The 26,089-nt window shown below is 40.3% G+C and carries 21 protein-coding genes; 2 read left to right on the forward strand and 19 right to left on the reverse strand.

Annotated features, from left to right (window positions below):
• Positions 1–17: 17 nt before the first annotated feature.
• Positions 18–2,378 carry a translocation and assembly module lipoprotein TamL gene (tamL, locus tag NBH07_RS13660; RefSeq protein ID WP_009017643.1) on the reverse strand — a complete coding sequence of 787 codons (2,361 nt, stop codon included), beginning with the start codon at positions 2,376–2,378 and terminating at the stop codon, positions 18–20.
• A gap of 76 nt (positions 2,379–2,454) precedes the next feature.
• Between tamL and NBH07_RS13665 the strand changes: the two genes are divergently transcribed.
• A complete protein-coding gene (locus tag NBH07_RS13665; protein WP_005855539.1) occupies positions 2,455–3,222 on the forward strand; it encodes a TrmH family RNA methyltransferase in 768 nt (255 codons plus the stop codon).
• A 276-nt stretch (positions 3,223–3,498) separates the two neighbouring features.
• On the opposite strand, the gene NBH07_RS13670 is transcribed toward NBH07_RS13665, so the two are convergent.
• From NBH07_RS13670 to ileS, 4 genes are all read right to left on the reverse strand, one after another.
• The gene (locus NBH07_RS13670; protein WP_250833526.1) at positions 3,499–4,284 is read right to left on the reverse strand and encodes a DUF4296 domain-containing protein; all 786 of its coding nucleotides are present in this window, start codon (positions 4,282–4,284) and stop codon (positions 3,499–3,501) included.
• Positions 4,285–4,902, reverse strand: coding sequence for a lipoprotein signal peptidase (locus tag NBH07_RS13675; RefSeq protein WP_005865261.1), 618 nt, complete (start codon positions 4,900–4,902; stop codon positions 4,285–4,287).
• A complete protein-coding gene (locus tag NBH07_RS13680) occupies positions 4,903–5,283 on the reverse strand; it encodes a TraR/DksA family transcriptional regulator (RefSeq protein ID WP_005855535.1) in 381 nt (126 codons plus the stop codon).
• A 167-nt stretch (positions 5,284–5,450) separates the two neighbouring features.
• Positions 5,451–8,873, reverse strand: a complete 3,423-nt coding sequence (gene ileS / locus NBH07_RS13685) for an isoleucine--tRNA ligase (protein WP_005855534.1) — start codon at positions 8,871–8,873, stop codon at positions 5,451–5,453.
• 225 nt (positions 8,874–9,098) lie between these two features.
• Here ileS and NBH07_RS13690 point away from each other — a divergent pair, with 225 nt between their 5' ends.
• Positions 9,099–11,306 carry an alpha-galactosidase gene (locus NBH07_RS13690; protein WP_009017640.1) on the forward strand — a complete coding sequence of 736 codons (2,208 nt, stop codon included), beginning with the start codon at positions 9,099–9,101 and terminating at the stop codon, positions 11,304–11,306.
• Between the two features lie 8 nt (positions 11,307–11,314).
• Here NBH07_RS13690 and NBH07_RS13695 read toward each other — a convergent pair whose 3' ends face one another.
• The 14 genes from NBH07_RS13695 to NBH07_RS13760 form a co-directional block, all read right to left on the reverse strand.
• On the reverse strand, positions 11,315–12,364 hold the full coding sequence (locus NBH07_RS13695) for a DUF3810 domain-containing protein (RefSeq protein WP_039848700.1): 1,050 nt from the start codon (positions 12,362–12,364) through the stop codon (positions 11,315–11,317).
• 95 nt (positions 12,365–12,459) lie between these two features.
• Positions 12,460–12,888 carry a D-Ala-D-Ala carboxypeptidase family metallohydrolase gene (locus tag NBH07_RS13700; protein ID WP_005855530.1) on the reverse strand — a complete coding sequence of 143 codons (429 nt, stop codon included), beginning with the start codon at positions 12,886–12,888 and terminating at the stop codon, positions 12,460–12,462.
• A gap of 5 nt (positions 12,889–12,893) precedes the next feature.
• The gene (locus tag NBH07_RS13705; RefSeq protein WP_005855528.1) at positions 12,894–13,091 is read right to left on the reverse strand and encodes a hypothetical protein; all 198 of its coding nucleotides are present in this window, start codon (positions 13,089–13,091) and stop codon (positions 12,894–12,896) included.
• 5 nt (positions 13,092–13,096) lie between these two features.
• Positions 13,097–13,546, reverse strand: a complete 450-nt coding sequence (locus NBH07_RS13710) for an HU family DNA-binding protein (protein WP_005855526.1) — start codon at positions 13,544–13,546, stop codon at positions 13,097–13,099.
• 200 nt (positions 13,547–13,746) lie between these two features.
• Positions 13,747–14,250, reverse strand: a complete 504-nt coding sequence (locus NBH07_RS13715) for a hypothetical protein (RefSeq protein WP_008771657.1) — start codon at positions 14,248–14,250, stop codon at positions 13,747–13,749.
• Positions 14,251–15,409: 1,159 nt separating this feature from the next.
• On the reverse strand, positions 15,410–16,666 hold the full coding sequence (locus tag NBH07_RS13720) for a nucleotide sugar dehydrogenase (protein ID WP_009017637.1): 1,257 nt from the start codon (positions 16,664–16,666) through the stop codon (positions 15,410–15,412).
• An 11-nt stretch (positions 16,667–16,677) separates the two neighbouring features.
• A complete protein-coding gene (locus tag NBH07_RS13725; protein WP_156682596.1) occupies positions 16,678–18,117 on the reverse strand; it encodes a flippase in 1,440 nt (479 codons plus the stop codon).
• Between the two features lie 37 nt (positions 18,118–18,154).
• Positions 18,155–19,030: an ATP-grasp fold amidoligase family protein gene (locus NBH07_RS13730; RefSeq protein WP_009017635.1), complete on the reverse strand. Its 876-nt coding sequence runs from the start codon at positions 19,028–19,030 to the stop codon at positions 18,155–18,157.
• Between the two features lie 42 nt (positions 19,031–19,072).
• Complete coding sequence (locus tag NBH07_RS13735; protein WP_229045728.1) at positions 19,073–19,795, reverse strand: O-antigen ligase family protein; 723 nt, start codon at positions 19,793–19,795, stop codon at positions 19,073–19,075.
• Positions 19,796–20,354: 559 nt separating this feature from the next.
• A complete protein-coding gene (locus NBH07_RS13740; RefSeq protein ID WP_009017633.1) occupies positions 20,355–21,503 on the reverse strand; it encodes a glycosyltransferase family 4 protein in 1,149 nt (382 codons plus the stop codon).
• Positions 21,500–22,747 carry a CapA family protein gene (locus tag NBH07_RS13745; RefSeq protein ID WP_011966008.1) on the reverse strand — a complete coding sequence of 416 codons (1,248 nt, stop codon included), beginning with the start codon at positions 22,745–22,747 and terminating at the stop codon, positions 21,500–21,502. Before NBH07_RS13745 ends, NBH07_RS13740 begins: the two co-directional genes overlap by 4 nt.
• Before the next feature lie 4 nt (positions 22,748–22,751).
• Positions 22,752–23,978, reverse strand: a complete 1,227-nt coding sequence (locus tag NBH07_RS13750) for a CapA family protein (protein ID WP_009017631.1) — start codon at positions 23,976–23,978, stop codon at positions 22,752–22,754.
• 12 nt (positions 23,979–23,990) lie between these two features.
• Entirely contained in the window at positions 23,991–24,992 is a 1,002-nt protein-coding gene (locus tag NBH07_RS13755) for a sugar-transfer associated ATP-grasp domain-containing protein (protein WP_009017630.1), read from the reverse strand.
• A 14-nt stretch (positions 24,993–25,006) separates the two neighbouring features.
• Positions 25,007–26,083 (reverse strand): NAD/NADP octopine/nopaline dehydrogenase family protein, encoded by a 1,077-nt coding sequence (locus NBH07_RS13760; protein WP_156682597.1) that lies wholly within the window; start codon positions 26,081–26,083, stop codon positions 25,007–25,009.
• Positions 26,084–26,089: the final 6 nt, after the last annotated feature.

Genomic DNA, 26,089 nt, shown 5'->3' on the forward strand with positions numbered 1-26,089 from the left:
TTTTTTACATATTGAATTTAGAATGGATAACCAACGGCAAAATGCAAGGCGAAATTATCCTTGAAATTAGGACGGGTTATCGCCCAACGCCTAGACTTTTTCTCCTGAGGATTATAAGCCTTGAAGCCTGTATCTAAACGTAGTAGAAAGAAATCAAAGTCCAAACGAAGTCCCAAACCATAGGAAACAGCGATCTCCTTATAAAAACGAGAGAAATCAAAGTTTCCAGCCTTATAGCGTTCATCTGATACATTCCGGGTCCATATGTTTCCGGCATCTATGTAAGCCGCCAGTTCAAACTTCCAAAAAAGTTTCGTTCGATATTCCAAGTTCAAATCCAAGCGGATATCCCCCGATTGAAGAGCAAAAGAAGTCGTGCTGTCAACTTCCATACTACCCGGACCTAACTCTCGTACAGACCATCCCCGGACACTATTCGCTCCCCCCGAGAAATAAGCACGCTCAAAAGGTAAATAGTTTGAGTTACCATAAGCCATCCCCACTCCCACTCCTATATGGAAAGCTAACTTGTTACGACTGTCAAGCACGATTCCTTTACTAAAATCGAAATCCAATTTCACATATTGCGCATATTCCGTACCAAATAACTCATAATAACCGTCATCATTTTTCTTCGCCCCCGTAAGATGCGAAAAGGCACTCAACAAATTCCCCGCGACCTCGACCGACGCACGTAGGGAATGCGTGTTTCTCAAACGATTCTGGGGAGAATAATTACTGAAGGAATAAGTATATCCCGAACTCATGATAAAATGGTTCGTATAGTTATACAACACCATATAATCCGGCAAGCTATTGATAAAGTCCATATTCTTATCCGGCAAATACACATAATTCAAGTCTACAAGCTTAAAGGTATGGCGTGCCTGTGTATTACCCCGATCTTGCCAAATATAACTCCAACCACCAGATAGAATCGCCCTCGTATACTCCGGACGTTTTTGCAGGTTATAACTTATTTTCACTTCAGTTGACGCACGTAGCCGCCTACGAAAATCCGAACTCAAGAACGGGAACAAGAAACGAGGAAACAGCAAGGATCCTTCCGCACCTAACTCCCAGTAATTACCAAAGCCATTCGCCTTATTTCCGGATAACGCCTCGTAAGCCCCTCTCACCCTCGCCGAGAACAGCTCCGATCCTCGGAAGATATTCCTATGCTGATAATTCAAGCTGGAGGCAAACCCATAATCACCCGCCGAGTTAGTACCTTCCAAATCCACTCCCACCGTATTTATCTTCGCGGGAGAAGTGAGAATGTAACAATCCAACTTCATCGTATCCCGCTCCTCTACTTCCGTAAAACGTATATTTACGTTCCTCAAAGCCCTTAGAGAAGCGAACGCCGAATAGGTCTGCTCTATATTCTTCTCACTAAATAATTGCCCCGGACGAATATAAGTACTCCTCCGAAGCACGCTCGGACGGATACTCTTCCCGTTTCGGCCATATACGATATTCACCCCTGCGCTGAGCATCGTATCTGTAGCCATGAAACTAGCGTCCTCTCCTACCCCCATCGGATTATAATCGGTTAAGACCGTTACATCCTTAATATAATACTGACGATGCGGCTGATCCTCTACCGACCCATTGGGCAACACCTTCCGATAAGGTTTCATGGACATATCAAGATCCACGACATTTTGGTTAAAAGAACTATCAGCGATATATCCTAAATAATCCCGATTAAAACCATAATACCCGTTCCAGCGAAGTAAGGTTGTAATACGCTCCCGCTCCTTGTCCAATATATCCCGGTCGAATAAAGTTCCTTCCTTAACTAATTGGTTATACTCTTCCTGTGAGGACCGGAACGCAGAAGCTAAGGAAGAGCGGCGAGGCGCTTTCAGATGTGCCAAACTATCAATTTTCGGATCGGGGAACTTCATCGTGTAATTGCGTATCCTATACGGATCGTTCGCCTTTATATGGTAAGTTACAACCGCTTTCTTATGGCGTGCCGTATCGATCGTCGTTGATACATCCGCATGGACATACCCTTTATTAATGTAAAAACGCTCTAGTTCCATGGCGGACTGTTCCACCAACATCGTATCCAGCACCACGGGAGGCTCACCAATCCTACGTAACTGTTTATTGATCCATTTCTTCTCATTCTTACCAGACCAATCATAGACAAACAACTGCCACTTCATCAGACCAAACACCTTGAAGTTTGGTTGCTGCCTAAGATAAGATTTTAAATCCGCAGACTTATAGTCCCTGTTATCCGACACGATCTCCACCTTATCCAGCAAATATTCCCCATCCGGCACAAACTTGGTCGTACTACAAGAGGTTAGTAGTAGTACGATACAGATAAAATAGCATATACGTAGAGATCGATTCATCATTCCAAGCTTTTTACGATCGCGAATGTACTGGAATTTAAAGAATTTACCGTACTTTTGTTTTGTAAAAAGAACTAAGATGCTAAGCAAGACCAAAGTCAAATACATCCGTTCTCTGGAATTAAAGAAATTCCGGAATGAAAATAATGTTTTTGTAGCCGAAGGAAATAAATTGGTAGCCGATATGTTACCGGCCTTTGAATGTGAGTTATTAATAGCCAAGCCATCTTGGATGGCTACACAAGGCGATATTCCGGCCAAGGAGTTATTGGTAGCGGAAGAAGATGATATTCGTAAAGCCAGCTTCCTGAAAAATCCCCAAGATGTACTCGCGATCTTTAAACGCCCCAATTGGGATATAACGGAAATAACGCCGGAAAAGGAGCTTGTTCTCGCATTAGACGGAATCCAAGATCCGGGCAACTTAGGTACGATCATCCGGTTAGCGGACTGGTTCGGTATTTCCCATATCGTATGCAGCAAAGATACCGCCGATGTTTTCAGTCCAAAAACCGTACAAGCCACTATGGGTGCGCTCGCCCACGTAAAAATACATTACACCGATCTGGAAACGTTCTTACAGGCCCAATCAGCCCAAGCCATACCTTTATACGGCACCTTCCTTGGCGGAGAAAACTTATATGAGAAAACCTTATCCGGAAACGGTATCTTGATAATGGGTAATGAAGGAAATGGAATACGTCCCGCCATAGAGGCTTTTGTAAACGAAAAATTATATATCCCGAACTATCCGGAAGGAAGAGACACCTCAGAGTCTCTCAATGTGGCCATCGCTACAGCTGTGGTCTGTGCCGAGTTTCGCAGACGCCAAGGGAATCCCGCTTAAACGATATATATGGACTGAACAACCCGGCGTAATCTTTTCGGTTAACGCCGGCCAAGATCCCATCACCTGCTTAAAACCAATCGCCGGTTCCGAGGAAAGAACCGGCACCAGCACTCCATCATAAAAAGCGGTTCCAGCTATCTCCTCATTCAACGGGTAAACACCATGAAACGCACCATTATCATCCAGTTCGATATAATGCATACGATAAACCTGCTTACACCAAACGTAATGAGCGGCAATTCTTCTCATAAGTATAATAAACAAATAGAGAGATTACTTAATAGAATCCTTAGGTAATTCGGCAAGCTCCTTACCATAGTTATATTTCATCAAGCTTAAGCTATCTATATACACCTTATAATAAGTCATATCCATATTATCCATACGGATATATCCAAACACACGCTTTACTTTCTTAGTTGGTATAGTCTTCAAGATCGTCTCGTGATATCCATCTTTCGTGATCTTACTATTCACCGTCAAGGTCGTATCACCTTGGTCTGCGCTTAAACGTACCTCCGGCTTATAAGCCATTTTGTTATTCAATCCCCAGACACGCACGCCCAGCACGAAACTACTGCCCGAGGAATAATTCGTTTCCGGACGTATATCGAAAGTCACCCCATTAAATACAGAGGTAGGAGACAAGACCAGATAAGAACGGCGAGGCCAAATATCCACAGAATCCCGGTTCGATACCGGCGCAGCGTCCGCCTGCACATCCCCTAAGTTATTGATCCGTTTATTAAGATCGGCCAAGACCCGGTTGTAGACCTCCATGTAAATATCCAAGTTACGGCCGTACCACACCAACGAGCTATCATACACCGCTTGTGTAATATCATGCTTACGGAATACAGACTCATACAAGGCAAGCTTCATGGTATCGGATTTATAAGTATTATAATCCACATTTACCATGGCCTCAGCCAGCAACATATCCGTCAAGACACCCTGCATCTTTTTCTCCGACAGAATACCATCCGGAACCTTACTACATGCCGCCAGCAACGTCGTGGCTAATAAAGCCATACCATATATCCGTAATTTTCTCCGCATTTATTTCTCTTCTTTCGAAAGGCTAGCCGACAAAGTATGCCGATAAAATATTAACAAAAGGAAAACTCCCACGCAAATCGCCGAGTCCGCCAAATTAAAGATCGGACGGAAGAAAACGAACTCCTGTCCACCCCAGATCGGAACCCAATCCGGGAATACGGTCTCTATCAATGGGAAATAGAACATATCCACCACCTTACCATGCAGCCAAGAGGCATAACCACCTCCCTCCGGCATAAAAGTAGCGAGTTGCCCGAAACTATGGTCGAAGATCACGCCATAGAATATCGAGTCGATTATATTACCCACCGCCCCCGCAAAAACCAAAGATATACAGGCAATAAAACCGAATTTATAATTTTCTTTAACCAGCTTATACAAATAATATCCGATAAACAATACAGCCACGATACGGAATACGGAAAGGAATAATTTCCCAATCACCTCTATACCGAATGCCATACCCGGATTCTCGGTAAAATAGAGATAAAACCACGGAGTTATCTCTATACTCTCATGCAACTGCATGTGGGTCTTAATCCATATTTTCAGCGCTTGGTCAAGAAGAAGGAGCAGTATTATGATTAACACTGCTCCCCAACCTTTAGAATATCTCATTTACTTTGCACCTCCTTGTTTTGCTTCGATACTTAAAGTCGCATGAGGCACAGCACGTAGCCTTTCTTTCGGGATCAATTTACCAGTCTCCCGGCAAATACCGTAGGTCTTATTCTCGATACGGATCAAAGCGGCCTGTAAATTCTGGATGAATTTCATCTGGCGTTGCGCCAAACGGCCCGCCTCTTCCTTCGATAACGTAGAAGCGCCTTCCTCCAGCACCTTGAATGTAGGAGACGTATCAGCCACGTCGTTACCGTCGGAATTCGTAACCCCTGATCGCAAAAGCTCGTAATCCCTCTTCGCGATTTCCAGTTTCTCTAATATAATAGCGCGGAACTCCTCGAGCTCAGCGTCTGAATATCTTGTCTTCTCTGCCATGGTTCTAAAAAAATTTAGGTTCAACAATCGTTCAAATATCAATCAAAAAGAAGAATTAAGAATGAATATAAAATCATATTATTTCTTCTTTGCATGCAAAGATAATATAATTATCGATTTTCCTATATTTCATTCCTAATTCTTCCGCAAGAAATGCTATTCTATTTTTAAGCTTTCTCGATCTTTACGGACAATTTAAAGTCCTCGAAATCGAGTTCCGTAGCGTCGCTGATCGCATTATCCATGATTTCGATAGATTCCGCCAATACTTGGTTAGCGATATAATCCTTATAATCATAGATCGCCTCATCCATCTCCTCGCAAGAAAGAATGGATACATGGATCTTATCCGTTATATCGAAACCGCTGCTCTTACGCAAGTTCTGGATACGATTCACCAACTCACGGGCCAGCCCCTCCTTACGCAAATCCTCGGTTACGGTAATATCCAAAGCGACTGTCAAGCGACCTTCATTAGCGACCAACCAACCCGGGATATCCTCAGAGATGATCTCTACATCCGTACGCTCCAAAACGGCCTCCTGTCCATCTACCATCAAGGTAAACGTTCCGGCTTTCTCGAAAGCGTTGATATCTTCTTGGCTCATCGATTGAATCGTGGCGGCCAACGCCTTCATGATCTTTCCGTAGCGCGGGCCCAACTTCTTAAAGTCCGGTTTGATCTTCTTCACCAAGATACCTGCCGTATTATCCACGAACTTCAGCTCCTTCACGTTCACCTCGTTCAAGATCAGGTTCTTCACGGCCTCGATACTCTCTTGTTGATGAGCGTCTACAACCGGAATCATTACCGTATGCAACGGCTGTCGAACCTTGATATTCACCTTGCGGCGAAGAGCCAATACCATAGAAGAAACATCTTGAGCCATTTGCATACGCTCTTCCAAATTCTTGTCGATCTTAGACTCGTCGTAAACCGGGAAATCGGACAAGTGTACGGACTCAACGTTCTCACGTCCCGTAACAGCGACCAAGTCCAAGAATAACTGATCGGCATAGAACGGAGCGATCGGAGCCATCAACTTAGCCACTGTCTCCAAGCAAGTATATAAAGTCTGGTAAGCGGACAACTTATCCTCCGTCATACCACCACCCCAGAAACGGCGGCGGTTCAAACGCACATACCAGTTACTCAAGTTATCATTTACGAAATCAGAGATAGCACGTCCGGCACGAGTCGGCTCGTAAGCCTCCAAGTAGCCATCCACATCCTTCACCAAGCTGTTCAACAGAGAAAGGATCCAACGGTCAATCTCCGGACGCTTGCTCCATTCCACATCCGGATCGGAGTAGTCGAAGCCATCCACGTTCGCGTACAAAGCGAAGAATGAATACGTATTATATAATGTACCAAAGAACTTACGGCGAACTTCCTCGATACCATCGATATCAAACTTAATATTATCCCATGGAGAAGCGTTCGTGATCATGTACCAACGCAACGGGTCCGAACCATACTTCTCGATCGTAGAGAATGGATCAACAGCGTTGCCCAAGCGTTTAGACATCTTGTTTCCGTTCTTATCCAATACCAGACCGTTAGACACGACAGCCTTGTAAGCCACGCTATCAAAAATCATGGTACCCAGAGCGTGCAGGGTAAAGAACCAACCGCGTGTCTGGTCAACACCCTCAGCGATAAAGTCAGCCGGATAGATCTGACGATTATCGAACTCCTTCAAGTTCTCGAACGGATAGTGGATCTGGGCATAAGGCATAGCGCCGGAATCGAACCATACGTCGATCAAGTCTGTCTCACGCTTCATCGGCTTACCAGAAGCGGAAACCAAGATAATATCATCCACATACGGACGGTGCAAATCGATCTTCTCGTAATTCTCCTTCGTATAATCTCCCGGAGCGAAGTCCTTGTAAGGGTTAGACTCCATAAAGCCGGCCTTCACCGATTTCTCGATCTCGCCAAACAACTCTACCACGGAACCGATACACTTCTCCTCGCTACCATCTTCCGTACGCCAGATCGGTAACGGAGTACCCCAATAACGGCTGCGGCTCAAGTTCCAGTCTTGCAAGTTCTCCAGCCATTTGCCGAAACGTCCCGTACCCGTGCTCTGCGGTTTCCAGTTGATCGTATTGTTCAACTCGATCATACGCTCACGGCAAGCGGTCGTACGGATGAACCAGCTATCCAACGGATAATACAATACCGGTTTATCGGTACGCCAGCAATGCGGGTAATTGTGGACATGCTTCTCGATCTTGAACACCCGGTTCTGGGCCTTCAGCATCATGCAGATCTCTATATCTAACGTCTCATCTTTATCCGTCTTCGTATCATCGTAAGCGTTCTTCACGAATTTTCCTTGCCATGGATCATAATCAGAGGCGTTCATACAATTTTGTACAAACTCCGGAGCCAAGTCTTCCAGCTTATAGAACTTACCGGTCATATCCACCATAGGGCGCATATTTCCATCCTTATCCTGCATCATCAAAGGAGGAACCCCGAATGTTTTCGCCACACGGTTATCGTCCGCACCAAACGTCGGTGCGATATGTACGATACCCGTACCATCCTCTGTCGTAACGAAATCACCCGTGATCACACGGAATGCACCTTCACCCGGATTTACCCATGGGATCAATTGCTCATATTTCATACCGGCCAACTCGGAACCCTTCCACTCACCTACTACGCTGAAAGGAACCAGCTTGTCACCCGGTTTGTAATCAGACAAAGAAAGCTCCGCAGCTTTCGGATTGAAATAAGCAGACAATAAATCTTTCGCTATAACAGCAGTCATCGGGATACCCGTGTAAGGATTATAAGTCTGTACAGCCAGATAAGTAATATTCGGGCCTACGCAAAGCGCCGTATTGGAAGGCAACGTCCAAGGAGTCGTTGTCCATGCCAAGAAATAAGGATCGCCGAATTGTGCCATCTCCGGTTTCGGGTCCAATATATGGAACTGTGCCGTACAAGTCGTATCCTTCACGTCACGGTAACAACCCGGTTGGTTCAACTCGTGCGTGCTCAAGCCCGTACCTGCGGCGGGCGAATACGGTTGGATCGTATAGCCTTTATATAAAAGACCTTTCTTATAAAGCTCTTTCAATAGATACCACAAGGTCTCGATATAGCGGTTATCATACGTGATATACGGATTCTCCATATCCACCCAATAACCCATCTTCTGCGTCAGATCCTCCCACTCTTTCGTGAACTTCATCACGTCCTTACGGCAAGCGGCGTTATACTCAGCGACAGAAATCTTCTTACCGATATCTTCCTTCGTGATGCCCAAAGCCTTCTCCACGCCTAACTCGACAGGCAGACCGTGTGTATCCCAACCCGCCTTACGATTCACCAAGAATCCCTTCATGGTTTTATAGCGGCAAAAAATATCCTTAATCGAACGGGCGATAACATGGTGAATACCCGGCATACCGTTTGCGGATGGAGGGCCCTCGTAGAATACGAATGTAGGATGTCCCTCTCTTGTTTCAAGACTCTTATGGAAGATGTCTCCATCCTTCCATTTCTTCAGCACCTCTTTATTTACGTTCGACAAGTCAAACTTAGAATATTCGGTAAATTTCTTACTCATATCGCGATGTATTTATCTTGCTTCTAAAAAATTGCCGCAAAGTTAGTGATTTCTTTCGAATTAGACAATATGGAATTTTCATTAATGAAAGCACGGGTTTCTTCTGCGTGAAACAAATTTTAGTTAAAGCAGAAAAGTAACAGTATCTGATAAAATCCTATTAGGAAACCTACCGGCTCTCTCCTACTTTTGCCCCTGAATTTAAATCTAACACCTACTAATAAAATGAACATTAAGAGTAAATTCGGTTATTTATGTTGCGCCTCCCTATTGACCACTAGTTTATGGGCACAAGACGTATTGATTTCCACGAGGAATACCTCATTATTGCTAGACGCACCTGTCGGCGGAGAGGTAAGATTCATCTACTATGGAGACAAGTTATCCACTTCCGACGCGGCTACCTTGCTCGAGACCGAGCAGAAAACATTTTCCGCTTATCCGGTCTACGGCTTGAATTGCCCCTCCGAAAGCGCATTGTCCGTTACCCATGGCGACGGGAATATGACCCTTCAACTGGAAGTCATAAAAGTAGATACACGAAAAGAGCAAACGGCAGATATCACAACGATCCGATTAAAAGATAAAGTGTATCCTTTTTATATGAATCTCTGTTACAGAACCTATCCGGACGCCGATATCATCGAGACTTGGACAGAGATCACGCATGAGGAGAAAAAAGCGATCACCCTCAATCGTTTCGCTTCCGCTTATCTGCCGATCCGGAAAGGAGACGTATGGGTTTCCCACTTATACGGCTCATGGGCAAACGAGGCTCAATTGGCACAAGAACCGTTACGACCGGGCATCAAGATGATAAAAAACAAGGATGGTATCCGCAACTCCCATACCGCCCACGCCGAAGTGATGATCTCCCTAGACGGAAAACCAAAGGAAAACACCGGTTCCGTTATTGGCGCCGCCCTATGCTATAGCGGTAACTACAAATTATTCTTCGATACGGATGATAGCGACTATCACCATTTCTTTGCGGGAATAAACGAGGAGAACTCGGCTTACACCCTCAAAGCCAAAGAAAGTTTCCGTACACCGGAATTGGCGCTGACTTACAGTAAGGACGGCTTAAGCGGAAGCAGCCGAAATTTCCACGCATGGGCACGCAAACATAAGATAGCGAATGGAGCGACCGCCCGGAAAATCTTACTAAACAGTTGGGAAGGTGTATATTTCGATATCAATCAAGAAGGTATGGACCAAATGATGAGTGATATCCAGTCTATGGGCGGCGAGTTGTTCGTCATGGACGACGGCTGGTTTGGCGATAAATATCCTCGTAATAAAGATAACTCGTCCTTAGGGGATTGGATGGTTGATGCCCGAAAACTACCAAGAGGCATCGAGGGCCTGATCGCCGACGCCAACAAGCATGGTATTAAATTCGGTATCTGGATCGAACCGGAAATGGCCAACACGACAAGTGAATTGTACGAGAAGCATCCGGAATGGGTATTGAAAGCTCCAAACAGGGAAATCGTCCTGGGGCGTGGCGGTACACAGGTCGTTCTTGATCTCTCCAATTCCGAGGTGCAAGACTTCATATTCGGTATCGTCGACAACTTGATGACAACATACCCGGAGATCGATTATATCAAATGGGACGCCAATATGAGCATCCTGAACCATGGCTCCCAATACCTGCCTTCGGATCAGCAAAGCCATATGTATATCGAATATCACGAAGGATTCAAGAAAGTCTGTGAGCGTATCCGAGCCAAATACCCGGATTTAACCCTACAGGCTTGCGCCAGCGGTGGAGGCCGGGCAAATTACGGGGTCATGCCTTACTTCGATGAGTTTTGGGTAAGCGACAATACCGATGCCTTACAGCGTATCTATATGCAATGGGGCACTTCTTATTTTTTCCCGGCTATCGCCATGGCCTCACATATCAGCGCCGCCCCCAACCATCAAACATTCCGGGTCATTCCCCTGAAATATCGGATCGACGTAGCGATGAGCGGCCGTTTGGGCATGGAGATCCAACCCAAGAATATGACAGAAGAAGAGAAAACACTTTGCCGTAAGGCGATCGCCGATTATAAGACGATCCGTCCCGTCGTGCAATTCGGCGATATCTACCGTCTGGTTTCTCCGTACGATCGTTTGGGAGTAGCTTCCTTGATGTACACCTCACCGGAGAAAGACAAAGCCGTATTTTATTGGTGGAAGACCGAGCATTTTGTCAACCAACATTTACCCCGTGTAAAAATGAACGGATTATCCCCAGACAAGAAATACAGAGTCTGCGAACTGAACCGGATCGACAACGAGCCTCTGGCCTTCGAGGGTAAAGCTTTCACCGGGGAATATCTCATGGCGAACGGACTGGAAATCCCTTATAATCACATTGTCGATTATCACAAGCAGAATGATTACTCGAGCCGAGTGCTTTATTTGGAGGAAGTTAAATGATGAATAAATCATTCTCCTTCCAAAGCGATCAATAAGGCGATCACCTCCGAATAATTAGCGGTTCCGGCAGGTATCTTATTGCCTTTCAGGAAAAGATTATAGACCACGTCTTGCGCCTCGCCGATCAGCGGGCTGTATAGGGATTGCCAATAGGCTACTTTCTCGTTATACAAGTCCTTGATCTCGGGGCGTAATCTTTTCTTCCATGCCTCAAAAGAGTCCTTATCCAAAGCCACATATGCGTTGCTCAACACATAAGGCAGCAAAGAGAAGTAACCTGAGAACCGGATTTCCGGCACGGAAGAACTCGTGCATATTAAATAACTGTATAAATTAGCCTCGGCCTCGTTGGATATACTAAGCACATGAGCCATCTCATGGGCGTAAGTGGCGGGATATTGCACGGGCAAGAGCTGGCCGTTCAAATTGAACTCCGTGAAAAACGGCCCCATATATCCCATCACCCCTACTCCACTCATCAACCGGGAGAACAGCATCGTTTTAGGATGAAGATAGGTTCCGGGAGTGGTAAGCCCGAAACGAGTAGGCAATTCCCGATACCCTTCCTGCACCGCCTCTTTCACGACCTCCCGATCGATCGTCTCTATCGGAACCCATGAGGCGTTCAGGGAATCCGTGTAGGCATCCAAGAAGGATTGGAAATGTTCCGAGGAAAAAGGCACATAAGTGGTTTGCGTACGAGTGAAAAAATCTTCCCGGAAATAATTCAATCCCCAAGCGATATAGAACCAGACATACACCCATGCCAGATATTCCACAACATGCCTTATTGTCCTCCCGATCCTCCGCCTCCTTATAATCGCATACGACAGATACCCTAATAATCCGGCGATGCTACCATAAATAAAACAATCCCCTACGGAAAAAGGGAACAAGCAGGAGAAACGAGATAGCATACCCGATACCCATGGATAAATCGAACGGGAATACCATTCGCCTAATCTGGGATTTCCCATCACGATCCATACAGAGATGAGAAGGATCGCCAATATAATCCAACGAACACGTATCTTTTTTAGATATTCAAGCTTAATCATAGGAGGCAAATATATCATATCCTTTTCAGTCCACCAAATCACAGATCTTCCCTTCCGCACTTGATCATGGGCAAGTCTCTTTCCGCACCGAAGTATCAAGATTTGTTATAAACTAACACTTGCATCCTGTTATTTCCATTTATCTTTAAGGAAAGATGCAAAAAACGTTTTCGTCTATATAATATAGCTTGGTCAAATACTAAACCGGAACATTGCAACACATCCAACAGTTTTTCCGGCCCATCGGCAACATAGCAATCTGCTGCTTCTCCTTTCAAGTGTTGGCTGGTAACGACCCCGCCAGCAAGACGATTTACCTTCTCATTCCGATATCCACTCAATATAGCAATCGGTGCCCCATACAATAGACGTAATGGTTCCAATAAACCAACTGCCAAATTTTGAAGCGCTAGACATGCACAAGGAGGAGGCTGATTATTTATCGCATTGTCCACGGCAATACCACTATAAGTAAACTCATCCAAACAAAAATGCTCTGTTAACCTTTTATCATGTCTTTCCATAATTTTCAATTATTAATTTTCAATTTATAAGAGTAGTCCACCCCAAAAAGGGCTCCGGCAAACGTACTGATCTCACCGAAAGCCACCAGTACACTGTTATCGATCAATCCTTGCGGATCAATCCAGAATCCACTGAAGAGAAGTGTGATCCCGCTCATTGAGAGCAGGATCGCAACAATTAATTGAACCGTCAAACGCCTCATAGCTCTTAGATTTCATCCGGACTTTCACTATCACTCCCGTTTCCACCCGCATCTTCTTCATTCGGAAGCGCAGTTTTCTCAAAACTTGTCCGGCTCTTGGCTACCCGTAGCGCCTTGCCCGGGTAGAACCGTACTTTCGGCTCCCGAATCAAGTTCGTCGAAAACGTCTTCTCATCCGGCACCCCCGACGATCCGAAACAAAAGCGGAAAAGCCCCAGCTCACCTACACTGACACGCCTGCCATGCTGTAAATGACGGACCAACACCACATTCATACGATCCAGAACCGCCTTCACGCTAGCGCTACCTACACCAGAGCTATCCGCCACCTCCTCCGCAAATTCATCGAAAGTAACCAGATCTCCATACACCATTTGAGCGTATACCTTTTCAGGAATAGATTCGTGATCCTCACCTAGATTCTTTCTCATTACCAATTTAAATTTCAATGCCATAACTATACGTTTTTAATGAATAAATGAATGTAACCATGCTTCGAACACATGACAAAGGTATAATAGCCACAAAGCCTAACTTAGATGATGCAAAACAGTTAACGACCTAGCAGCCAACACACACATTCCCAAATCAACGAAAAACACACCAAATTTCATCGACTTCAATCCACGTACATTTAACATTTATCAATAAAGAATCACATCTCATCCGTTATTTCCCTCTTCCCCGCCAGTTCCAGAATATCACTTGGTAATATATTCAATGCGCTCAAACGGCTAGCCAAGGATTTCGGCAAGACCTCCGAATTAGGATCCGATAAACTCCGGACGAAAAACGCCATACATAAACAAGCCGCCAAATGAGAATAAGGCAAACGCCCATCCCGATCCGTAAACTCCACCAGCTTCGCCATCCGCAAAAACAAGTCCGGTCGATGCAACTCATAACGGGCATTCTTCCACGGCGTATGCCTTGTCAAATACCACACCATCAAGTTCTCCCCTCGCTCCCCATCCAAATAACCATCCACCAATCTCCGATATCCCATCGGCAACTCTTCATAATGCCCGAAAGCCAGCTTACAAAACCCCAGCAAATGCCTTTCCCTATCTTCCGCCGACAATCCGGCCAGACGTACACTAAACAACTCAACGGTAGGCCAACCCCGAAACTCGCCCAACAGTCCCTTCAAATCTTTCATAAGATTTTTCATTTCCACGATCACAGGGGGAATATTTATCCCTGCACCGCAGAAGGCCGAATCCCACATTATATATACGGATCATCAAGGCATACATAAAAACAGAACCGGCCTCCTTACCTCCCCGAAGGGAAAAAGAAGACCGGTACAAAATCTTTATTCTATATCGATTCTACAGTCTATTCTATCATCTACACATTCATCATCGCACCTTTGTGGTTCTCATTTCTTGCAAACACTTCCATGGAAGTTCCTCTTTCTTTTTTGGCGTTATACCGATAAGCATATCGGCGATATGTACTCCCATGATTGACACCATGGGAGTTGAAGACATAGAAGAGGAGATATCTTAAAAATCGACTCCACATAAACAAAAGTAAACCGCCAATAGTACTTTCCTAATTAATTTATGGCAATCACGCAATACCTTTGTTGGTACTCAAATTAGAGCATGCACCAATGTATAGGCGCTTTTATAGCACCTACCTAATTTTATGTTAAAAACGTTGAATTTAACTGTTAGTACATACCAACTTTATATTCTGGGGTATGAGATTAACAAAGTCCTTACAACCATTAAAAATATTTTTGAAAAATTCACCAAGGAAATCCCATGCGCACTTCCCTTGCAGCCTCACAGTACTGATTACACCATGATATGCAACTACCATTTCTACACCTTCGTCACGACCAAAGTGTAACATACTGTTACATCGCATAGTAAGTGATCGTCAGACTCTTTCTTCAAGAATAAGATTCTCTTCATTATAATCACGTTCCTTTCTAAAGAAGAAATCCAAACTGTCCGTAAAGACCAAGGCTCTCTTTTTCACCTCCTTGATCATACGCTTTAACATATTAGCCCGGACATGTGACAGGCACAGTTGGTGTTCAGCCTCCTTAAATGTACAGATCTCAACTCATCTCCCATGAAAACATCTTAACCATTTTTCAAACAGGTTATACGGTACCTTATTTCTAAAACAGAAGGATCGGATGGAATCCTTGTTCGTGACCGCTTCGGATTTGTAGCGGAGGAAAAAAATTTCAGAATTGTTATTGCTCTACATATTAATTGGGTTTTAATTACAGCAACAAAGATCTATATTTCTGTTGAATGATGCTATACGTCATTTTTGGACGCTAACCTTAATTTAGATTAATCCCTTCTATATACATCTCGTGTATATACCTTATTTTTCACATCATCCAATTCCACATCATATCGATTGGCTATAATAGCTGCACTACGTTTTTTAAAGAGATCCAAATCATTAACAACTTCTGACCCAAAGAATGTAGTATTATCCGACAAGGCTGGTTCATAAACAATCACAGTAGCCCCTTTTGCTTTCACTCGTTTCATTATTCCTTGAATAGAAGATTGTCTAAAATTATCAGAATTAGACTTCATCGTCAATCGATAAACACCGATCGTAACAGGATGTTCCCGTACACTACTCCATTCATTCTCTTCCCCGTAAGCATAATAACCCGCCATACGAAGTACTTGATCTGCTATAAAGTCTTTCCTAGTCCGGTTACTCTCCACAATCGCTTCTATCAAATTTTCGGGTACATCCTCATAATTAGCGAGTAATTGTTTTGTATCTTTCGGCAGACAATACCCCCCATAGCCAAAAGAAGGATTATTATAGTGATTACCGATACGAGGATCCAAACACACACCATTTATGATCGATTGAGTATCCAACCCCTTCATTTCCGCATACGTATCCAACTCATTAAAATAAGAAACACGTAGTGCAAGATATGTATTTGCGAATAGTTTTACGGCCTCAGCTTCTGTCAACCCCATAAATAAGGTATCTATATTTTCTTTTATAGCACCTTCTTGCAACAGTTCAGCAAAAATATGAGCGGCATCTACCAATTCCGGATCAGACAAATCCGTACCCACGATGATCCGGCTAGGATACAAATTATCATACAAAGCCTTAGACTCTCTCAAGAACTCCGGACTAAAAAGAATACGCTTTGTATGAAAACGCTCACGTACGGAAATCGTATAACCAACAGGTATCGTACTTTTAATGACCATAAAAGCATTTGGATTAAAACGAAGCACCTGCTCTATCACAGCCTCAACAGCGGACGTATCAAAGAAATTTCGCTGGCTATCATAATTTGTCGGAGCCGCTATCACCACAAAATCAGCGTCCTTATAAGCCATTACCGCATCTAGCGTAGCTTTCAAATTCAATTTATGACTAGCCAAATACTCTTCTATGTAATCATCTTGAATCGGTGATTTTTTATTATTGATCAAATCTACCTTCTCAGGAACTATGTCTATGGCTACCACCTCATGATGCTGTGATAACAAAGTGGCAATTGATAAACCAACGTAACCGGTACCGGCCACGGCTATTTTTAACTCTTGAAATGATTTCATCTATTATGCATTTATTTTTTCAATTCATACAAAATTTTATTCCTTACATTTATTCCCTTTACTTTAATACAATAAAATACAGCCAAAATAGTAAATAAAATAGTTCCAATTACAATTTGTATTACCATAGTAAAGAATGGAGATACATTTAAATATTCTATATACAATACGGCATTATACATCACGAGCCCCATACAACAAAAAGCAAGCCCATCTTTCAAATAAATCTTAAATGGAATTTCCTTATATATCATAGTAAATTGCACTAAACAAACCGCAAACTCTGCGAACAACGTACCAACTACAGCACCGATCCCACTATATTTTGGTATCAAACAGTAATTTATTATTAGATTAACCACTGCCCCTATAGTCAATGAAGTAATAAAAACTCGATCCTTACCTTTAGGAATAATATATTGTGTCCTCAACACGCCAGCCCAACCTTTAAATATTATAATAGGACAAAGTATCACTATAAATAATCCACATCGAGCAAACTCATCACCATAAAACCAAGGAGCAAAATTCGGAGCAATTCTCGCTAATATAAATGCCATCAATACACTCATAAACATTGCAAATAACATAATATTATCCATCATATTCCTAGTCTTAATAGTATCGTTTTTGGCATATAAATTAGCCATTCTAGGCATAAGAACAGAATTCAATGCTAAAATTATCGTATTAGGTATCTGAGTTATTCGCTCTGCATAAGTATAAAAACCAACTTCTTCTTCCGTACTAAAACTTCCTAACATCAATTTATCCATTATATTATATAGACTGACAGCTACAACTGGCAAAAAAAGGACCAGATTAGGTTTAATATGCTTTACAATGCCAGTAAGAGAAGGTCTTCTAAAATTTACATTTGATAACACAAATGGCCATACAGCTAATACAGCCAATAAGCTTCCAACAGAAAGGATTCCCGTATAAATTGATAAATCAGACTGATCTTTTACAAATAAAAAAATCGCAAATACCATTCCCAATCGGACAATTACACTACGGATCGTAGTCAATTTAAACTTTTCTAAACCAAAGCAAAGCCAATTAACATCAAAAATTCCCGATGCAACATAAAAGAATTGCATACAATATATCAATCGATTTTCTTTCACATAAGAAATACAGTAAATAAAATATAAAGCCGTAACAAATAATCCAACCAGTAACTGAAAAGAATAAATTTCCCAAAATGTTTTATCCAAGGTATTTCGATCGTCTCTTATTGCAGCAATCGTTCTATTCCCATAATTGATCACTCCTAACATCACAAAAAGATAAAAATAATTAGCAAGAGCTTGTGTATAAGAATATATACCGATATTGTATGCCCCTAAAACTCTTGACACATAGGGTGCAGTTATAAATGGCAATATGATTACCAATAGTTGATAACATACATTGTACACAAGATTCTTTTTTATCTTTCCTTCCATCACAAATACTCCAAATTCAAAACAACCATTTATAAGATTACTCAAAATGCCCTTTATACTTATTTGGAAGAGTCAACATACTGCCCAATAATAGATTCCCTTCTTTCGAATAATATTTAGCCATTCCATACATAGGTGTAAACGTCATTTCCCCTAAAATTGGCTTACCAAAACTATCATAGAAATCAACTCTTACAAAAGGAAATCCTTTTGACAATATTCGAGCATATTTTATCATCTGATCCAAACAAGCAGGTTTATTAGCCCTACGCATATTACTTTTAGCACCAATATCAAATACATTCCATTCAAGATCATACCATTCAAGTACAAGTTCCGACTCCCTGTTAAGGCAAACCAACACACACTTTGGCTCTCCATTAAAACAATATACCTTATAATCTTCCGGAAGTCCTCTTTCACTAGTTTCAATAAACTCTTCAGCAATAATACGAGGTGTCATTTTTGAATAATGAGGCTCATAAGTATTGGTACCATAAACAGAATGAAGCCATTTATTTAAAGAAATATCAGCAGAATGAATATCTAATTCATCTTTATTAAAGCATACAATATTATACTTACAACCATGTGTACATTTAATCACAAACTTTTTAGGAAATCGATTCCACTCTATACCCTTCACATCAGTATAGACTCCATATAGCTGAGGCATTAATTCCATGAGACCTAAAGAGCTAACATATTCTCTAAGCTCATATTTATCAGCACATTTAACTACTATAGGCTTTTGCCAATACAAGGCAAGCCAGCATATTTTTTCATTAAAACCCTGAGGGTTTACTAAATCCAAACTCGTTCCAAATATTCTATAATATTTCTGCTTAACATAAAATACAGGAGACAGTTGTTTTAAAATTCTAGAAAATAAAAATTTAATTTCACCAAACATTAGATTAATTATTTAATATAAAAAACAAATGCAAGAGTTGTACTAGTATAAATTCAATCGGATACTTGCATTATTACTAAAAGATTCAGCATCCAGATGTTTACAATAGGGAATTTTTTCTTTTATCAAAAAACCCAAGTATAGAACAATAAACATCAAATTTAGTGTATACACTTCTGACAAGGACATAAAGAAGAATACAGCAAATAGCAAAAACACTATATTCTTGACCCTCAAATCCAAACAAAACAACATTGATTTAATTGACTTCCAAACAAGTAAAAAACAAACCAACAACAATATGATTCCTCCCATAAGTAATATCTGAAGAATAATATTATGAGCATTAAAAGAAGAACTTCCTATCTCAATATATCTATTATTGTTTTCAACAGCCCCATAACCTATAAGAAATGATTTTTCAATCATATTAATAGCACTATTCCAAATTATAGTTCGAGTAGAAAATGTTAAATCCTTTCTTAAAACGACTTCCACTAAATAGGCAAATTTATTTTGTATTTGATACACAACTATCAAATAGTGGATCATAAACACAGTGATGGCCATGGCAACTAAAATAAAATTGTATCCCCGATGAATAGAATGTACAATCTTCCCCTGTGTATCTTTAGGCAATACAAAAAACAAATAGCCAATAGTAAAAAAGAAACATCCAACAAGCGATGTAGCAGACTGATACACAAATTCACAACCCCACATGCATATAAACAACAGAAAGACTTCCTTATTATTTTTATTCAAATAAAAGTTTTTCAAAAAAACGAACACTATTGAAATCATATAAAACGGTATAACCTGATTAGATACTCCTAAGAAGTAATACGATTTATCTATACCTGAAAATTGAGAATTAAAAAAATACAATCCATTGGGATAAAGAAAGGTAAGAATAGTATTAACTAAAATCAATGACATCCCAAAAAAAGAAGTTCCAATAAAGAATAATCGCCTGCTCATCCTATAAAAAAAGCAATAGAAACATATCAGAGAATAAGACCTCTCAAAATTCAAAAGAAAATTTCCCAAGTTTCCCGCATTCTTCATCGTTACAAATAGAAACAGGAAAAAGAACAACAGAATCAACCACAGTAATTCATTTTTTCTAAAAAATACAAAAAATACAACTATTGAACAGACACAAATCACATGATGTATATATCGAATATAGTTATATGCAGAGGTAAATGTGATAAATTCAGGACATAATAAAGCGAACTGTATTCCCCAAAAAATCACATGCCACATAAGTTTATTGATAAACTTCCGTTTCAAAACGATGTTCATAAATCCAATTTAAATATCAGAATATTATCTTTTTATATAAATTCAATATGGACTCTATTAGAGTTGTACTAGAAAACCGATTTATAGAATCCAGATATCCTCTATCCAATAATATTTGCATATCCATCTTATGCTCCATAGCATATTCAATACGCCCAGCCAAACTTTCCGGATTACCTTCCTCGTACAACAAGCCATTATAACCATCCTCGACAATCTCTAATGTCCCACCTGTATTAGCTCCAATAACAAGCATTTTAGCCAACATATTCTCTACAGTAACTCGTCCAAAAGCTTCCTTTTTTGAACAAGTCAAACCTATATCACATTGTCTTCGCAACTCCCTTAAATCATCATGATGCTCTAAAATGCAAATTTTTTGTTCTAGCTCATGCTCTTTTACATACGATTTCACATATTCCAAATACTCCTTCGTTTCTCCTTGTCCCACCAAAGTCAATAAAACAGTATCAATACCACGTTGCATTAATAACTCTACAGCCTTTATCGCATCCATTTGGCCTTTTTGAACAGAAATTCTCCCTGCCAAAAGCATCCTAGTTACCGGAGATTCAAATCTTGTAACATCTTCCAGTTTATATTTTTCAACCGGAACTCCATTATATACAAGATCCATTTTACGCCCCAAGAGAGGCTCAAATTTAGCCTGTACATCTTTTGATATCGCTATAACAGATGAGGCCCTTGCAACCAATCGATATACATACTTTTCACGAAACAACTTTTTACCCAAATCAGCTTCCATGAATTGACGAATATGCCATACATATGGAATCTTCAATTTTTGTGCGATCTCTGCACCAATACTACTATCTAATCCATTTATATGGATAATGTCAATATTCTCCGATTTAAGAACCTTTTCTATTTTTCTTTTCTGTATAGAATTACAGATACTTTTCACAAAGAACTTCACTTGCGTCATCGGAGTTTTTTTGTTCAAATCCATTCGCATCCCATATAATGGAGCGACTATAAATTTTATCTTCCCTTCTGCAATTCGCCCCTCTAAATTCCTCGTATTGGCAAGAACGACAACAACTTCAATTCCTCGACGCAACATTTCATCAATGATATTATACATGGAAAGAGTTGCCCCATCGCTATTGGTAATGCTATAATGCGCAAAAAAACAGACTTTCATAATGCATCCTTAATTTTTTCAAAACATACGTACTCATCCAATATATCTATCGCCATTTCCTTCTTACCGGTAAAAGTATTGTATATTTTCGTACAATCACTTATCAACATGTCCCGTTCACTAGTAATATCACACTTATCATACAGCGCATTAATAGGATATACACTTAGATTTCCATTTTTAGATTCTACAATCTTTAATATAGAAAATGTAACTTTATAAAGAGACATTCTTTCTTTATCAAAATAGAAATGTAATAACACCGAATACTCGGGCAAATTTTCTCTTACTAAATAAAGAGAACTAGGAGATATGCTGAAATTACCCAACGAATAGGCAACTAAACAGCCTTTATCTACGAATTTCTGAACGACATGGGGGTGATTTCCTACTATAGCATCCGCTCCTGCACGAACTATTAAATCTACAATATATTCCGTGTATGCTCCGACCTTAACATTGAATAAGCCACCGGAATGTAAACAAACAATAACATAGTCGGCTTCACACCTTGCTTTTTCTATATCAGATTTAAGCCGTTCTAAATATCTTGGATAGATGTCATCCTCTAATAAATCATCTGATTTAGGAAGATTTTTCAACATGCCAAGTTTCTTTTTGATTCGCATTCGCTGCTCTAAAGTAGTAACCTTTCGTATGTATCGAGAAAGTTTACTACGAATACCCGGTGTATTTAATGTCTTTTTAAATTTCAGCCACTCACGTTCTTGCGACTTCAATACATTAACATAGAACTCTTCATCTTCTTTGAATACAATCCCATTCTCTACTACATTTGTTCCATACGTATAAGCTATTAAAGCAATCTTCTTACCCCCCAACTCCAAAAGTTCATAAGAAGTTCGTTCTTCTTTACTCCTATAAGTTCCAAAATGCTTTATTCCATACTGATCCAATAGATCCAATGTCCTAATCAACCCTTCGGTTCCGCGATCAAGACAGTGATTATTGGCCGTACTTACATAATCGATACCAGCACTTTTCATTGAACATACAAAACGATCCGGAGTATTAAATGAATACACGTCATTCGTATATCCGGCCTCCTCCCCAGCAAATACAGTCTCCAAATTACCAACAACAAGATCTGATTCCCGCAACTTATCCTTCACTCCATGAAAAACAAAGTCAAAGTCATATTTTTTATCAGATCTAGAAGCACTCAATAAGGGACGTTCGCACATTATATCCCCGGTAAAACTTATTTTATAATATTCTTTCATCACATCATCTCAATACATACTCCCTCTGTATCACATCTTTGAGGATAGGAGTCCCAGTAATTCGTTCATAAATTCTCTTTACATCTTCCTGTAATTGAATACGATCATCCCCCTCCAATTCATCATTTAGTTCATCTATTGGATAAACAACAATCATCTTATTGGAATCTTCAACAGCCTTTAAAATAGAGAATGTGATCGTTCTTACATTCCCTTTATCTCGATCTTTTGAAAAATAAACATGCAAAGCCATAGAATATTCAGGTAGGGCATCATGAATTATATAATCGGCACTCGGAGATTGATTAAAACTACCCAAAGAATAAGCAACAACCTTTCTGTTTTCTATTCTTGTTTTCTGAATAACATGCGGATGATTTCCTATTAACATATCAGCACCATGTTCTAAAACAAAATCAGCCATAAACCTACTATAGGTTCCCGGAGTTTCATTAAATTGTCCCCCAATATGCGAACATACGATCACATAATCAGCTTTTTCTCTTGCGGTTTTCAGATCTTCTGCCAATAATCCTAAATATTTATTATCAGTATCACCATCCATGATAACATCTACCCTCGGCTTTAAGAATACTTTTCCCCGCCGAAGTTGCATTCTTGCCACAACCCTATTTATTCTTCTCCGATATCTTGCTTTAATAAACCTAAAAAAAATTCTTTTAGCCCATTTTCTTTTACCAACAAGAATAAATTCACTTTGCTCTTTAAGCAAATTCACATGGAAATCATTTCGATCATCTAGAGCAATTCCCGTATTTGACGCATTTGTCGAATAGGTATTCGATATTAGTGCTATTACAATATGATTCAAATATAAATACAGAATTCGTTTTGAAGCGTTCTCATATGTAAAAGTACCCGTATGTAAAACCTTATTTCTATCTAATTCTTTAATTGTACGAACAAGGCCTTCAATCCCTTGGTCTAAACAATGATTATTAGCAGTCGTAACACAATTGACACCTCCCTTCACCATTGCTTGGATCAATTCATCTGGAGAGTTACATAACAGATACTGATTCTGGAACCCATTCTTATCACCCGCACATACGGTCTCAAAATTACCTACCACATAATCAGATTCCTCAAACAATTTTTTAACTTTTCCAAAGACAGGGAAAAAATCATAAGCATCTGTATTCCTATCATATGCAGCATTCAGCAAAGGCCTATCACTAGTAATATCCCCGATAAAAGTAATTTTTTTCATGATCGATTCTGATTATTCCTTACAACTCTCTATCTCAAGTAACAAAGGCTCATACAATGGCCATTTTCCAACCTGATCCTCTATTTGTGTCACATCTGGATCAGCCCCAGGATTTCCTTCTATCAGAACGATTTCTCCACTGCTTTTTATTGTTACATCCCACCCTACGTATCTGACTTCAGGATGAACCCTTGCTGCTTTCTTTACCATATCTACAACTTCAAACCATCTTGGAATTTGAAATCCCACAATAGGTTTTCTTGAATCCGGATGTATTGTATATCGATTCCATTTACGATCTACCCCTGTTGTATTAACAATACCTGTTTCGACATCTATTAACGAGGCTATCCCATCATGATGAAAATTGTCGGCAAATTTTCCCTTTCTACTTAACCTTAAAACCGTAGCCATAATTCTAACTGAATCATCCGCACAAATCAGTGTCACAACACGAATCGTATTCACCGCAGTATTATTAAAAGCAGCCAACTCGCAATCTTGCTCTAGTACTTCTTCTAATAAAATCTTGTCTTTCTTACACGTATCATAGAAACGATCCAAATCACTCACATCAGCCAAATGAATAATATCAATCCCCTTTCCAAACATTCCATCAGGAGATTTGCAAAAAAGTGTTGAATTTCTTTTACAAAAAGAATAAAACTCTTCTTTTGAACAAACCTTTGTATCAAGCCAATCTCGACCTAAATAGTCTTTAAACTCTTGATTAAACAATGGTTTCTGATCAAAAAATATTCTTGATTTTGGATCATTACATATTTTTATAATTTTCAACAACTTACCATGTGTAATAAATTGATCCCTCTCGATTCTTCTTTTAAAATAAAAACGATACTGAACATAGTCTATTAATTCTATGTTATATTTTATTTTTTCCCACAAAAAATCAAAGACTATATAAATTCGTTCTAAAACATTTGCATTAGGAAGAATCTCTTTATCAATATCACGAAACAAACGAATAAATTTCTGCAAAATACTTTCTTTCATAATTCTTTTTAGAATCAGCAGTCCATCAGTATTTTCTGAATATTTTCCTCACCCAACTTCTCCGGAGTCCTACCTTCCGCACGAAGATCACGTCCTAAAGCCGCACTAGCTATTTCGATAAGACTTGAAACAATAGGAGTTGCGACATCTAACGACTTTCCTAAAGCCTCTAACATCACTAACCCCTGCGGTACATCCTCTGAAATATATCTGGAATCCACTTGGGTCGGTCCTTTCGCACGGGTATCCATTTCCGCATAATCCAAGAAAACCTCTTTAGCGTCCTTATTATCATCTAATGAATTTCGGTATTTACAAGCCTCCACATAACTTAGCCTTGAAAAACCTAGTTTCTCCAGAACATTCATCTTTTCTGCATCCATCGCCTCTAAGATTCTCCAGGTAGCAGGGTTGTCCCTGGTATATGCCTCATGATACATGCAAAAATCACCATGTGATTTCTCTATACGCGGTATGCTCATAACAGAACCTACTGTATGCACTACTAAGTTTGGATTATGAAGAGCCGCTTCTACCACAGAATCCAAATAAACAAATCGTTCTTGTAATTTATCCAATTTTTCTATCGCTTCCTCTTTTCTTGATGAAGGATAAATACCAATCGGATTCCTTACATTTCGAAACCCTACCTTAAATTGCCCCGGTTCCATAATACGACCGTCTATAAAAGAGCTTTGAGCTTCCGCTACAATGATAGGTTTATCTTGGCAATATTTAAGAACATATGCGGTAGACAAATATCCCGGATTGATCAAAAGTATTTGATCTTTTTGTAGATATGGTGCTATCTTTTCTATTAATTGCTCATGATAATTCGTTTGAATATATATGATAACGATTTCAGCGTCTTGCAGCTCCTCTAGGTCTCTTGTAACTCGATGAATATACGCAGTAGAAACTTTGCCAAACTCATTTAAAGTCATTTCTCCTTTATGTGATTGCATATACTCAAAATTATCATCATGCATCGCATGAGATGTCTTGATCAAAGTAACTTCATGTCCTTTCAATGTTAAATCAGCCGCAACTGCACACCCTGCGTTACCAGCTCCTAAAATAGCAATTTTCATTTTTAA

This window comes from Parabacteroides sp. B2-S-102, assembly GCF_023656665.1.
Classification (GTDB): Bacteria; Bacteroidota; Bacteroidia; order Bacteroidales; family Tannerellaceae; genus Parabacteroides; species Parabacteroides distasonis.